A 12,771-nucleotide genomic window follows, 5' to 3' on the forward strand; every position below is an offset into this window, starting at 1 on the left:
CCACTCGGCGCAGCGCAGTCGCCGGGCGGAACCCTTGACTCGTCGCAAGTCGCGAGTCGGCGCGCGAGAGATCGGGGCGTCGCTACCGTCGGTCGTCCGTACGCATGAGCTCGAATGGCGGCAGATTTTCATCGAGCACGTGATCGATGAGAATCCCATACGCCGTTGCCATCCCGCGGATATAGGGCGCCATGGCAATGCGCATGTCCTCAAGCGCCTTCCAGAACGCGTCCATGTCGTTCAAGTACCGCTGCGAGTCCGGGCCCGCTTGGTCTATGAAGTCGCGGGCCGCGTTTCGGACTGCCCGAAGCGCCCTGTCCATGTCATCGCCTTGCTCAACTGTCGCGAGTTCGCGCTTCATCAGTTGTCGGATCTCGTCCGCAGACCGGCGGCAGTACTCAGGATCCTCGCGACCGTGGCTATAGAAGAGCACCCGGCGGTCCTCGAGATCCGCCAGCACCCGCCGAGCCACATCTCGGTTTGTTTCCAGGTACTCCCATTGCACCGACCACGGCCCGACCCCCGTGATCCGAATGCTCTGGTTTCCGAAGTTGAACGGCACCACCGCAGCGTAATCACTCCGATCGCGATGCGGGACAGGTCTAGTTGGGCACGCGCTCCGCTCGCCCGCTCGTGCGGTCGCGGGTGTTATGCCGCTACCCGTCTTGGTCGGCGCCAACGCGCGGACATACCGCCGCGATCGGCACTATGTGGAAGCATTCGGCGACGGCGGGAGACTGCTGATCCAAACACTGGGGCTTAGTCACGTAGAGCCTGCAGTCGAATGGCAAACTCGCTGCATGAAGCCGGCTCCGTGGTTGCAGCCGGGCGGCAGCCTTCGTTGCTTCGCGTGCGAAACGTCCGCCGCCCGTCTGGGGCGTGGTGGCGATCCAGACAAGTTCAACGCCGATCTGCGGGAATCCCATCGCGTCCTGTGGAGCAGACCCCTGCCTGACGGCCAGAAGTTGGAACTCGAGGCGGACCGGTCCGGCTACCTAAAGGTCGTCTCACTTTCGGAGCGCCGCACTGTCGGCAGCGACAACTTCGCCACTACGCATGGGAACGCCCTACCCACCCTGGCTCGGGCGGTCGATGGATTTTCTCACGGTCACCTGTGCACCTTCTGCACGATCGGTGGCTACATCGTCTTCCCCAATGGTCTCGCGCAACAACTGCCAGTGCGGGCAAACAGCCGTGCACGCCGCTGGACCGTGAACCAAGCTCGCGGAATGGATCGACGCATCGCAGACCGATTTGACCTGACACTAGAGGTCATTCGCATGTACTACGCCGGGATAACTGATCGCGCACAGAACCCGATCGGCGACGTCCTCGAAGCCTACGGATGGTGGTTCGAATTGTTCGGGAGTGGGGCCCCGGGGTTCCCACGTATGCCGACTACTTCTTCTTAACGCCAATGCTAGACACCGACGGCGCCGTAAAACCGTTCGGAGCACTCTCGCTGGACTTCACGAACGCGCTCCCGGGTCACGACACTGACGCCTATCAGGCGTACGTGGCCGAACAACTTGAGTTCGTCAGCTTCCGGAACGCTCTCATCGAACGCTGGTGGAACGACGCCTACTCCTGACCGCTCGAGTGGCGCCCTTACCGCCGCCGGTGAGCTCAAGGACGGGAAAGCCCGCAAGTACGAATTGGGGCCGGGCTGAGGACGACGTCTCGGGGAGCGAGCAGGCGAACACGACAGCCGCATCAAGATTCGAGGTCGAGGGTCACCCCTGCGTTCAAGAGTTCCGCCCGAAGGATCATCTCTACGGCTCTGCGTAGCGCGGAGAGCCACTCCGCTTGACTGCTGGACGTCAGGACTGCCCACCTGTGCCAAGACTGTGCGGACTGAACCGGATCGGTCGCTAGAAATCGACCGTAGTGACCAGTTGCGTTACGCCGTCCATACCAGGCACGGACGGCCTGGTAGAGGTCGACCGCCGGCTGAACGGCCGCACCGGCATCGATGTTGCGGGCACGAAAGTGCTCAGAAAGAAGCTGATAGACCCGCGGCGCGGCGTAGCTAGTAGTGCCGTGCTGCCCCGGCCATTCGGAGCCCGTCGACAGGAGCACCGGTTGCCCTTCCCCGACTCGAGCGCCCGACAAGAGCTCAAGAATCGACCAGAGGCGCAGGAAACGGGCGTCAGCGCTCGGTTCGGCCAGTGCCTCCCTGTACAGGTCTGCGCACAAACGAAGCAGGGGGTCGCTACGTATGCCTTGGGTCAATTGCAGGATCTCGGACTGACTCTCTCCTGAGATGAAGCCGCCCAGGAGGTTCCCGGAGTACCCGCCACCGTGGTAAAGGAGTCTGCCCTCGACCCGGCCGTCAGGCTCGACTCGTTCGACGATCGTCGCAATGGGTCGCGCACTCGCTTGGCGTGTTAGCGCCAGCACCGCAATCAGTTCGCGACCCAAGTCGTGAACGAGGCCTGCGGCCGCCTCATGCGTTTGTCCATAGACCCGCGGGCACAACAGGTACGCGTATGGCGACTTGGCCTGAACCTGTTGAGTCCACCAGTCCTCGGGTATCGGCATCGCCCAACCTAGGCTCTGACGGATATCGTCCAGCGTCTGTGCCTGCTCTCCCGCCGACGGTCTCGCCGACCATGGCCGCATCTCACCGCTGGGCACCCGCTGCGATTGGGTGAGCAACACGCCCTCGATAACGAGCACGACACGATGCTCGACGGCGCCGTCTGCATCAGGCTCACCGAGCGGTTGACTGTAGCGTTCCTCTTGTGCGGCGGCGATCCGCCGATAGACGGGCTGTATGTCGGCCTCGGATGTCATCTCCTCGGTTGGATTGAGAATGCTCATCGCGACCACCGGCTGAACGAAAGTGTCTCCGTCCACGATCAGAGAATGAATCCAGAGCGCTGTTTCACGATTCAGCGACAGGCCACCCGCCAGCTCGATCTCGCCGTTTCCATCTGAGTCGATCTCCAGGGTCGCGCCCGCAATCCACATGACTTCCACGTCGTCGGTCCCGAACACGGCAACCTGCACCTGCTTTCCAGACCATTCACCCGCGCCCGTGACATTGATAGCGACTCTGTCGCCGTTGCTGAACCACCCCGGGAGTAACCGGGCTGCGAGACCAGCCGGCGGGACCTTTGGCTCTGTCATGGAGCGAAGAGTAGGACGCAGCAGGTACCCAAGCCGGTGGGATCTGCAGCGTCGCAGCTGCTGGCCTGCATCATGTCGCCGCGATCCGCCGAGGGTCGGACAGGGCACGTCCTGCTGGTGGTCACTTCCGGAACGAGGTCTCAACCGGGTCGAGAAAGAGGATGCAGTCGCTCGGCCGGTACTGGTCAATGTCAGCGACGACGTGGACGAGGTCTCCGGTACCGAAGCGATTCGGCACTTGGCCCGTGAAGTTCAGGTCGAAGGTGTTGACATCCTCAAACTTGAAGTAGGGGCCGACTGTGGCATTGCCAGCCTTGTCTCCGGGGGTGATGAGGATGTCGTACCTGGTGTCCGCGCTACCGTGCGGGGCCATGTCGGCGATGCCGCCGTCGAACTCGATGGTCCGGTCGGCGTTCTCGTTGGCGAACGCCTTGACCGCCTTATCGCACTCCCCGCCTACGAGAATGGCCGCGAACTTGTCGCTGTTCTTGGCGGTGATGACCGTGTCGGTCTCCTCGGTCTCGGTCGGGGGCTCTTCTGCTCCCTCGCTCGGAGTCTCGGAAGCCGCCTCAGTCGGCGTGGGAGACGCCGACGGGGTATCGGAGGGCATCGCGGGCGTGCTACTGACTGCCGGCTCCTTGGCGGTGGCGTCTTCGTCATTGTCGCCTCGGGCAAGACTGACGATCCCGACAATGGCGAGGATAAAAACGCCGACCCCGGCGAGCGCAGCGATCGGGATCCAGGGCACCTTGGGTGCGGGCTTACGGAAGGTAAGCGTGGTTCGCAGTTTGCCGGGGGTCTGGTCCACGAGCTCCCAGCCTTGGCCCTCCCACTTGGAGATGGACCGGGCTTCTGTGCCGCGGATGGCTTGGACGGTCTTGTGCTGGTACTTCACGCTGTCATCAGCCACGCGGCTTCTAGCCCCCCGGTATCACTTTGCTTGGTTCGGAACTCACGGGAGCATACGGGCCGAGTCCGGGTTGCAGGTGGGTCTCTCTCACTCTCGGCGACCACACGCGGGGCCAAGGCCAAATCCGCAGCGGCCCGACAGGTCAGGTTCAGCGCATGTCCGCTCTTCCCGACGCTCTTTGCCGCACGCGGCCGGACCTCCGGGATGATCCTCATCCGCACTCGCGCATTCGATAGCTCAGGGGCCGAGGCCTTCGATCTTCGCGCATCGTGCGGACAGGTCGCGGATGCTCTGCCACACGGCTGCTCGCGGCGCGTCGATCTTGAGTGCGCGGATGTATTCGTCGAGGCGGTGCGGGCGTTGCTGGAGGTAGGAGATGGCCTTGTTGAGGCTCTCTCCGACCGTCCCGCCGTACGCGTCGACCGCCTTGTGCGCGCCGGCCTTCAGGGCGGCTGCGTCGGGTCTCATCATGGCGAGGTCGATGAGGTCGCGGCTGAACGTCGATGTGTCTGCCCAGCGGTCATCGTTGGCAAGCAGCTTACTTGCGACTTGGTCGGTTCTCGTCAGGATTCGTACGCCGCAGATCTCATCCTTCGAGGACGGTGCGTCGAGGTCGATGCGGCCTTCGTGGATGATCTCGAACTTGATCGCAGCCCCCGCGACCAGCACCGAGGTCCGGATCCCGTAGCCGTCGACGGACGGTGTTCGACCTACTTCCAGCTCGCGTGTAGCCAGAGCGTCGAGTCCCTGTTCCCTGACGATCTGGCGCAACGTCCGGTAGGACCGCCGGTCGGAGACCAGGAAGTCGATGTCGACCGATTCGCGGTACTCATCGTTGGCGAGGACGATCGCGGTGCCGCCTCCGAACCAGCAGTTGTGCTCGGCCAGGAGTGGTGCGTTGAGCATCGACAGCACCTCGGCGACCCGTCGGTGGTGCGGCCGCCTAAACAAGGAGTCGCCCGTTGCTGTAGGTGTCCGCGAGGTGACGGATGAACGCCTTCTCGTGATCGGTGAGGGCTGCTTGGTCGAGGTGCCGCCAGCCGCGTTCGTAGAGGTTGAGTGCCTCTGTCTCAGTGATGGTGACGCCGGCGTCGGTCTGCCACGCCAACGTGCGCAGGCCGGGGTAATCACCAACCGTGATCGTCTCCGGCTCTGCTGCTGGCGCCTCGAGGATGGGGATGACGAGGTGGAGCCCGAGCGCAGTCGCGACGTTGGCGTAGGCCCCGATCGTGACCGAGGGGTTGCCGGCCTCGATCCTGTGCAGGGTCACGCGCGACACGCCAGCAGCCTCGGCACAAGCGACTACCGTGACACCAAGGGCCTTCCGGCGTTCACGCAGACGGGCGCCCAGGCGTTCGAGATCCGCCTGCTGCTCCGGACTCGTGTACGGACTACTTGCTGGCATGTTTCTCATTTTAGTCATTCGGTCTTTCGAGTCAATAATGAGAAACATTTGGAGGAAAGGCGGCACTGCTATCCGGCGGGATGCACCTCACTGCCCTCCCGAGAGCGGCCGAGGACCGAGTCGATCGCGTCGCGCGTACGGTCGTCGGAGTCGGGCCACAGGTGGCTGTAGGTGTCGAGTGTCTCGACGGCGGACGCATGGCCGAGGCGGGTCTGGACGGTCTTGACCGACTCGCCGTACCGGATGAGCAGCGAGGCGTAGTAGTGCCGCAACGCATGCATGCCCGGTCCGGTGGCTGCGTTCAGTCCAGCGATCTTGGCGACCGGTCTCCAGACGTGGCCGAAGGCCTGGCGGGTGATCGGTCGGCCCTCGAGGGTGAAGACCAGGTCGTCGTCGGCGATGTCGCGAGTGGCCAGGTGCTCGTTGAGGGCATCGACGACGGTCACGGGCAGCGGGATGGTGCGATAGCTCGCCCTGGTCTTGAGTGGCCCGAACTCAGTGACGCGTCCGAGCCGGGTCAACAACTGGCGATCGACCACTACCGGGCGTCGGACCACGCCCGCCGGTCCCACGATTGGCGCAGCGCCGGGCCGGGCTCCTCACCAGGATGCTCGCCACGCCACTGGGCCTCGCAGCGATCGATGTTGATCTCGATCTGTCGAGTCCGCGCGCTGAACGCTCCGGTGTACGGCGCCAGCTCGACCACCTCGCCGCGCTGGTCGTCGAGCGAGTACCCGTGCGCGGCCAGCGTGGTGCGAAACCCAGGATCGGTCATCACAGCGGCGTGCCCGATGCCGTTGATCGCCTCCAGGCTGTCGCGTACGCCCACGGTGTGCAGTCCGCGCCACCGCCCCGCCGCGAAGACCCGCGCGTTGATCTGCAGGTGGAGGTGCCGGTGCGGGTCGCCGGCACGAGAGGTGAAGTGACGGACGACGGCGGCCTCGATCTCCTCGACCGGCACCTGCACCTGCCGACCGCGCGGCCCCGCCCGAGTCGTCGCGTGCCCGGCCAGCCACCCGACGATCTCGGCTGCGGCACGATCCTGGGCAGCGTCGTACGCCGCCGCGATCTCCGGGTGCAGCGCCGCAGCGACCGACCCCGTCTTCGGCCCGTTGACGGTGACCTCGACGAAGCGCACAGCCTGGTCGTCGTTGCGCAGCCGACCCTTCGCCACGCCCGTCTCGGCGCCGTAGCCGGCGACCCACTTCTCATAGGTCTCGCCGTCCAGGTCGAGCTTGCGCTCGAGCACCAGCGTCTCGCCGGCGATGTCGCGACGAGCGACGAACCGCTGCGCCAGCCCGCTCCCCTCAGCCAGGTAGTAGTCGTCGGCCCGGGACCGATCCGCCTCGACGTAGTCGCGAGCAGCGCCGGCCGGCCCGCGGTAGATCTTCATCCCGCCATGCACCCGAGAACGCCTCCCTCGATAACCGTCGATTTCCATAAACCTGCAGGTCAGAGCCGGTTTGCCTTACCCAAATTGGTAGCATGCGTGCCGCTGACGTGGACGGGCGGAGTCACGACTGACCGAGAGCGATTCGTGAGTCGTTGGTGGTTCGTAGTGGCATTCGAGGGTGCCGAACGTCGATGCTTCGGCCGGGAGGCGGCGGGACCAGCTTGGCCCGGCATGAACCGGGTGGTCGTCGCCCCTGATCGATCCCAATCGGCAACGCGGCCCGCCGGTGGTCCGTGACAGATGTTGGAGTCAGCCGGTCCCAGCCATTCGGACTGGACAAGGGAATGGTGATCGCCCCGAACCAACCCGCCCTTCTACATCGAAAGGACTTCCTCCGGCCTCCGATGTGTGACTGCGGTGCCGTACCCCTCGACTGCGGACTCTAAGAGGGCTCCGAGATCACCCCCGTAGTTGGCCTGCGCCATCTGTCGCACCGCGCTCGCGAGCGTGCCACCCGAAATCAAGACGACCGGGTACTGGTCGTCGATGATCTCGATCTGGGCCTGCCGCGAGAATGAACCGGTCGTGACATAGACGCCGATCCACCCCCGACGCAGTCGCGCGACCACGCGGGCGACCTGCTCCGGTGAGATCGACGAGGTCGGCAGGATGCATTTGGCCTGCCCGAGCACGACGACCGGTGTACTCGCGGCAAGCGAACCCATGTCAATACGCCCGATGAAGTCCACTCCCCCGTCGCCGGACGACCTCGAAAGCCAGCCCTCCTTGTATCGAGATCCGGACTCTCGGAGCACCTCTGCCGCCACTCGCGATGCGAGTAGCTCAAAGGCATGCTTCCGGCCGTCGAAAAACGCGTACACCTGCTGCAGAACTTGATCCTCCGCGCTCCCCGCCTGGGGCTGCTGCTCCTTGTTCGACTTCACCGTGCTCGCCAGAACGCGCCGTCGAACGCCCGGAACAGCGACCCGTCCCTGCTTCACCCAACGAGTCCAAGCTTCGGGTGCATGTCGGAGTGCGTCTTCGGCCGTCAGCTCGGGATCGCGTCGGTCATCGATCCAGCGCAAGTCGATGCCGTCGACGTCGCCTCCGGAAATCACCGCAAGGTCGAGCACCAGGTTCGGAAAGCTTCGCCCTGTCTCCGGATCACGCTGCACCACATGCTCGAGGCGTTCAATGATTGCTGCGCCGCAGAACTCGACGTGTCCCTTGACCACGGCACGTCCCTCTCGATGCACTGTGACGCTGCGGAACAACAGAAGTGGTGGAGCGAGTAGGCGTTCCTGACGACTCGTGCCTGCATGAAGCAACGCCGCCTCAAGCAGTAGCCGGTTCCCCTTCGTCGCACCCGGCAGACCGACGGTTCCAGGCTTGTGGTCTCCGAAGTACCTGACATGACCGTGATCGAGGTCGAACTCGTCGTGCCACGGGTTCGTTTCGTGGCCCGCCTTCCAGGGACTGGATCGGATCGCGATCAGCGCTCGTCGACCGCCGTCCGGACCCACCACTTCGGCAGGCGAGTTGATGCCAGCTTCGAGCATCACCATCGGCCGACCGAGGTCCGCCGGGCTCATGAGCCAGTGGTAGTTGAGGAAGCCGTCGTGTTCGACCTCGATCTGGTTCGCCTTTCGGGCGTACCGCAGCTCGTCGTGGATGAACACGTGACGCGGCGTGAGCTCGCCTGATGGATCGGGCCACACGACATCGACGCGCAACCTATCCACCACGGGTTCCTCCCGCCAGATTCCAGAGTGAGGCCTACAAGCTATCGAGCGCACCGGAGGCGCGAGGGAGAACGCATCGTGAACGCGGGCTCGGCCAGCAGGCCCATTCAGGGTCGCCGTTCCTTTACCGCGGAAACGATCGCCTCCGCGACGTCGGCAGCACGCTGATGCTCCCAGAAGCGAAGGACCAGCCATCCCTCCTCACGCAGGCGTTCGGAGGTATCGAGATCCCGCTGGCGATTGTTCTCGACCTTGTCGGCCCAGTAACTCGAGTTCGTCTTGGCGATGGTGTGATGGTCCGGGCACCCGTGCCAGAAGCACCCGTCGATGAACACCGCGACCCTGGCTCGCGAGAAGACCAGATCAGCACGACGGTTCAACGCGGCGATAGGCCGAGCATCCACCCGGTACCGGAGACCTTGGGCGTAGATGATCCGCCGCACGGCCATCTCCGGGCCCGTGTCGCGCCCACGATTGCTCCTCATAGATCGGCGCGTCGCCTCCGAGGAAGCCCACGACGGCGAATCGGACACTTCTGCGACCTCCCTCGACCCCAACCTGCCGCCGGAAGCCCGGGGGAGGGGCCCTGGGGGACCTGGTCTCACGAGCCACTTTCGTCACGGCACGGCGTTGCTGCCGAGACTGTCCGTGCCGGAACGTACGCTACGTGCCATGACGAGTCCGACCGTGATCGACCTCTTCTCAGGCTGCGGGGGCATGACGGTCGGGTTCCACGAAGAGGGCTTCGAGCCGGTGCTCGCCGTGGAGTGGGACCGACAGGCCGCCGCGACGTACGCCGCCAATTGGGGCGAGGACCACGTCATCGCCGGCGACATCGCTGCAGTCGAGAAGCGTCAGATCCCACTCGCCGACCTCATGATCGGCGGCCCTCCATGCCAAGGATTCTCGAACCTGGGTTTGAAGAAGTTGGACGACCCGCGAAACCAGCTGTGGCGCGAGTACATGCGGTTTATTCGTACGGCGAGGCCTCAAGTGTTCGTTATCGAGAACGTAGACCGATTCTCGAAGTCGCCAGAGTTCCAGATGCTCGTCGACGAGGTAGATAACGGCGTTCTAAAGAATTATGAGATTTCGTACGGCGTCCTGAACGCCGCTGATTACGGCGTATCGCAACGGCGGCGTCGGACCATCGTCATCGGCTCCAGGGTTGGCAAGATCGAACTGCCAAGCCCGACGCATGCTCGCCTTCCAGAGGCCGGTTCGGGCCTCGCTCCATGGAGAACTGTTCGCGATGTCATCGAAGGGCTCCCAGCTCGCCCCGATTCGACCGAGCTGCCGGAGTCGACGACGCAATTTTTCGGCGAGCCCATGCCCGGTGTCTTCAAGGGACTCGACATCCACTTCCGTCGGAACCCGAACCAGCTGTCCCTCGATCGGTACTCGTTCGTCCCCCCCGGTGGTGGTCGCTTCGATGTTCCCGTCGAACTCCTCCCCCGCTGTTGGCGCGAGAAGCCCACTGGGACGACTGACGTGATGGGGCGGATGCGTTGGGACGCTCCATCGCTGACGATCCGCACTGAGTTCTTCAAGCCGGAGAAAGGCGCCTATCTTCATCCTCAGTGGGTTCCAGGCCGCCAACGCCGCGGAGACGACTCCAAGTACGTCAAGGGCGACCCGAAGAAGTCGATCGATCGGGTGATCACCCACTACGAGGCATCGCTGATCCAGGACTTCCCGACGGACTACCTCTGGGTGGGAACAAAGACCGCGATCGCGAAGCAGATCGGAAATGCGGTCCCGTCCGGCCTCGCGCGTGCGATTGCGAAGCAGGTGCGTCCCTTTATCGCCTGATCAGCCCAAGCCCACCCTGCGGGGCTGACAGACTGCCCGGGTGCTTCAGGACGCGCTGCCGCTCGACGACGAACCCACGACGGCCGACCAGGACTCGCGAGCGCGAGCCATCCGCCGGCGCCGCAACACCTTCCGGACGCACCCAGTGCCGACGGACCCGATGGGAAAGGTTCCGCGGGCCTGGTCGCTCCGCCAGGGACTCCAACAGTCGGTTGCGCCCGAGCTCGCCGAGATCGTCGCTTGGTTCGAACAGGAGCCGGACGCGCGCGAGCGGTTTCGTTGGGCGCTCCGCGATTCACTGGACGAACTGCTCGACGGACAACGAACAGGACGTTGGGCATATCAGCACCTCTCGAAAACGGAGAAGACCTACCTCGGGACCGCGGTCGAGGTGAACCTGACGAAGGAGTTCGAGTTCGCGAACGGCGATGATCTCGACTGGCGCATCGCGGCCCGAGACGTTGACTGCAAGTTCTCGAAGGACATGGGTGGTTGGGAGATCCCCATGGAGATGTACCTCTGTGATGATCACGAAGACCGTCAGGGCAAGGCGGACCATCCGGCTCTTGTGACGTGGATGAACGACGATACGAGCCGTTGGGCCGCTGGCCTCGTCACGATCACCGATGAACGTCTGCGGTGGCGGACCGATAAAACAACGGGCGAGGTGCGGCGCGCCTATAACCGGGACAACAAGCGCCGCCTGGCCGATTCAGCCTCAACCGACATTTACTGGCTCTGGGGCGGACTTCAGCAAGACCTCCCGCGAAACCTGCTGCTACACATGGAGCCCGCAGTCCGGGACCGGATCTTCTCGTTCCCTCGGTCGGGCCAAGCGCGGGTCAACCAGTTGTTCCGCGAGGTCCGGGAGTCGATCGTCAGTAGGCAGATGGTACTGACTGTGGCGCAGCAAGACGACGCCCCGAAGCGCGCACGAGACGCGCGCTTGAAGCTCCAGAATGAGGGCCTGTTGGTCCTTGGGCACCAGGAGACACACCCTCGCGTTGCCGCCGCTCTGGGACTTCCGGTGCCCGTCAAGGGCGAGTGGATCTCTGTGCGCGTGGTGCCTGTCGAGCCAACAGACAGCCGCCCATTCTTCAGCGTGGCTGAGCAGCGCTGGGCTCGATCGCACCGCGACGAGCCGGTGACTCCAGCTCCCAAGCTCGACATTGTCTGGACCTGAAACGGGACGTGAGTCGCTAACTCTGGCGCGAAGCGATGTTTCTCAGCGGGCGCGCCGCGACCGCCCGGCAGCGGCGTGCGCCTAGCCTTGGCACGTGGGCGACCTGCGGATCATCGACCTATTCGCAGGGTGTGGAGGCCTGAGCGTGGGCTTCCACGAGACCGGGAAGTACGAAGCAATTGCGGCGGTCGAATCCGATCTGCAGGCAGCTGCGACGTATGCCCTGAACTTCGGCGACCGCATCCACGTAGGAGACATTGCCGACTGGGCCAACAGCTCGATGCCGCGTGCGGACGTCGTGATCGGCGGACCTCCGTGCCAGGGCTTCTCAGCGCTGGGCAGGCGCGATCCGGCCGATCCGCGGAACAGGCTCTGGCGCCACTACGCCGCCGTCCTCGAGCGAGTGCGACCAGCGTTCTTCGTTCTGGAGAACGTTCCGCAGTTCCTAAGCTCCGCCGAATACCGGCACTTCCAGAAGCTGCTCGCCGTCGGCGGCACACTCGATACCTTCGCCGTCGAAGCGTTCGTCTTGAACGCTGCCGACTACGGAGCGCCGCAGGCCAGAAAACGCGCGGTGGTGATCGGCCGCAGGCGCCAGCTGGCACCGATCGGCCCACCCCCACGTACCGGGCGAACCGCCCTCGCAGAGGCGTTCCCGACGTGGCTCGAATCACGTGTGGACGCTGTCGACCTGCCTGAGAGTGTCATCTCTTTCCGCGGACAGGACGTCCCTGGGCCGTTCAAGCTGCGAGACCTCCACTTCACCCGAACTCCGAACGAAGTATCGCGGGCGAGGTACCTGTCGATCCCGGCGGGCGGCAGTCGCCTCGACCTTCCAGATCATCTCCAGACTCCGGGCTGGCGGCGACATCGCACCGGCGCCGGCGACGTGATGGGGCGCCTGTCGTGGGACAAGCCCTCCGTGACCATTCGTACCGAGTTCTTCAAGCCCGAGAAGGGTCGGTTCCTCCACCCCTCCGAGCATCGGGCGATCACCCATGCCGAGGCTGCCCTCATCCAGGGGTTCCCGGAGTCGTTCCAGTGGTGCGGAAGTAAGGCTTCGATCGCGCGACAGATCGGCAACGCCGTCCCTGTGCCACTCGCCCAGGCGATCGCCGAGCATCTCGCGAAATTCATCGCCGTCTGACGGGCCCCGTCAAGCGGCACCGGGATACGTTTACCAAAGCCACGGTA

Annotated in this window: 14 protein-coding genes; 5 read left to right on the plus strand and 9 right to left on the minus strand. The window is 64.4% G+C overall.

Annotated elements, in window-relative coordinates:
* Positions 1–82: 82 nt before the first annotated feature.
* On the minus strand, positions 83–562 hold the full coding sequence (locus ACFPYL_RS19130) for a DUF6650 family protein (RefSeq protein WP_379157976.1): 480 nt from the start codon (positions 560–562) through the stop codon (positions 83–85).
* A 238-nt stretch (positions 563–800) separates the two neighbouring features.
* Here ACFPYL_RS19130 and ACFPYL_RS19135 point away from each other — a divergent pair, with 238 nt between their 5' ends.
* Complete coding sequence (locus ACFPYL_RS19135; RefSeq protein ID WP_379157979.1) at positions 801–1,412, plus strand: DUF6994 family protein; 612 nt, start codon at positions 801–803, stop codon at positions 1,410–1,412.
* A gap of 5 nt (positions 1,413–1,417) precedes the next feature.
* The gene (locus ACFPYL_RS19140) at positions 1,418–1,591 is read left to right on the plus strand and encodes a hypothetical protein (RefSeq protein ID WP_379157981.1); all 174 of its coding nucleotides are present in this window, start codon (positions 1,418–1,420) and stop codon (positions 1,589–1,591) included.
* 122 nt (positions 1,592–1,713) lie between these two features.
* Here the strand turns inward: ACFPYL_RS19140 and ACFPYL_RS19145 are convergent, their stop codons facing one another.
* The 8 genes from ACFPYL_RS19145 to ACFPYL_RS19180 form a co-directional block, all read right to left on the minus strand.
* Positions 1,714–3,132 (minus strand): hypothetical protein, encoded by a 1,419-nt coding sequence (locus ACFPYL_RS19145; RefSeq protein ID WP_379157984.1) that lies wholly within the window; start codon positions 3,130–3,132, stop codon positions 1,714–1,716.
* A 121-nt stretch (positions 3,133–3,253) separates the two neighbouring features.
* On the minus strand, positions 3,254–4,042 hold the full coding sequence (locus tag ACFPYL_RS19150) for a DUF4839 domain-containing protein (protein WP_379157987.1): 789 nt from the start codon (positions 4,040–4,042) through the stop codon (positions 3,254–3,256).
* Between the two features lie 237 nt (positions 4,043–4,279).
* Positions 4,280–4,948 (minus strand): nucleotidyl transferase AbiEii/AbiGii toxin family protein, encoded by a 669-nt coding sequence (locus ACFPYL_RS19155; RefSeq protein WP_379157990.1) that lies wholly within the window; start codon positions 4,946–4,948, stop codon positions 4,280–4,282.
* A 37-nt stretch (positions 4,949–4,985) separates the two neighbouring features.
* The gene (locus tag ACFPYL_RS19160) at positions 4,986–5,495 is read right to left on the minus strand and encodes a helix-turn-helix domain-containing protein (protein ID WP_379158164.1); all 510 of its coding nucleotides are present in this window, start codon (positions 5,493–5,495) and stop codon (positions 4,986–4,988) included.
* A gap of 20 nt (positions 5,496–5,515) precedes the next feature.
* A complete protein-coding gene (locus ACFPYL_RS19165) occupies positions 5,516–6,019 on the minus strand; it encodes a tyrosine-type recombinase/integrase (RefSeq protein WP_379157993.1) in 504 nt (167 codons plus the stop codon).
* On the minus strand, positions 5,986–6,840 hold the full coding sequence (mobF, locus tag ACFPYL_RS19170) for a MobF family relaxase (RefSeq protein ID WP_379157996.1): 855 nt from the start codon (positions 6,838–6,840) through the stop codon (positions 5,986–5,988). The genes ACFPYL_RS19165 and mobF overlap by 34 nt, the downstream gene beginning before the upstream one ends.
* Before the next feature lie 374 nt (positions 6,841–7,214).
* Positions 7,215–8,582, minus strand: coding sequence for a restriction endonuclease (locus ACFPYL_RS19175; protein WP_379157999.1), 1,368 nt, complete (start codon positions 8,580–8,582; stop codon positions 7,215–7,217).
* Positions 8,583–8,689: 107 nt separating this feature from the next.
* Entirely contained in the window at positions 8,690–9,115 is a 426-nt protein-coding gene (locus tag ACFPYL_RS19180; protein ID WP_379158002.1) for a very short patch repair endonuclease, read from the minus strand.
* Between the two features lie 139 nt (positions 9,116–9,254).
* On the opposite strand from ACFPYL_RS19180, the gene ACFPYL_RS19185 reads away from it, so the two are divergent.
* From ACFPYL_RS19185 to ACFPYL_RS19195, 3 genes are all read left to right on the plus strand, one after another.
* Positions 9,255–10,394: a DNA cytosine methyltransferase gene (locus tag ACFPYL_RS19185; RefSeq protein WP_379158005.1), complete on the plus strand. Its 1,140-nt coding sequence runs from the start codon at positions 9,255–9,257 to the stop codon at positions 10,392–10,394.
* A gap of 40 nt (positions 10,395–10,434) precedes the next feature.
* On the plus strand, positions 10,435–11,577 hold the full coding sequence (locus tag ACFPYL_RS19190) for a NaeI family type II restriction endonuclease (protein ID WP_379158008.1): 1,143 nt from the start codon (positions 10,435–10,437) through the stop codon (positions 11,575–11,577).
* A 94-nt stretch (positions 11,578–11,671) separates the two neighbouring features.
* Complete coding sequence (locus ACFPYL_RS19195; RefSeq protein WP_379158011.1) at positions 11,672–12,724, plus strand: DNA cytosine methyltransferase; 1,053 nt, start codon at positions 11,672–11,674, stop codon at positions 12,722–12,724.
* Positions 12,725–12,771: the final 47 nt, after the last annotated feature.

Source organism: Nocardioides hankookensis, assembly GCF_042658885.1.
Taxonomy (GTDB): Bacteria; Actinomycetota; Actinomycetes; order Propionibacteriales; family Nocardioidaceae; genus Nocardioides; species Nocardioides hankookensis.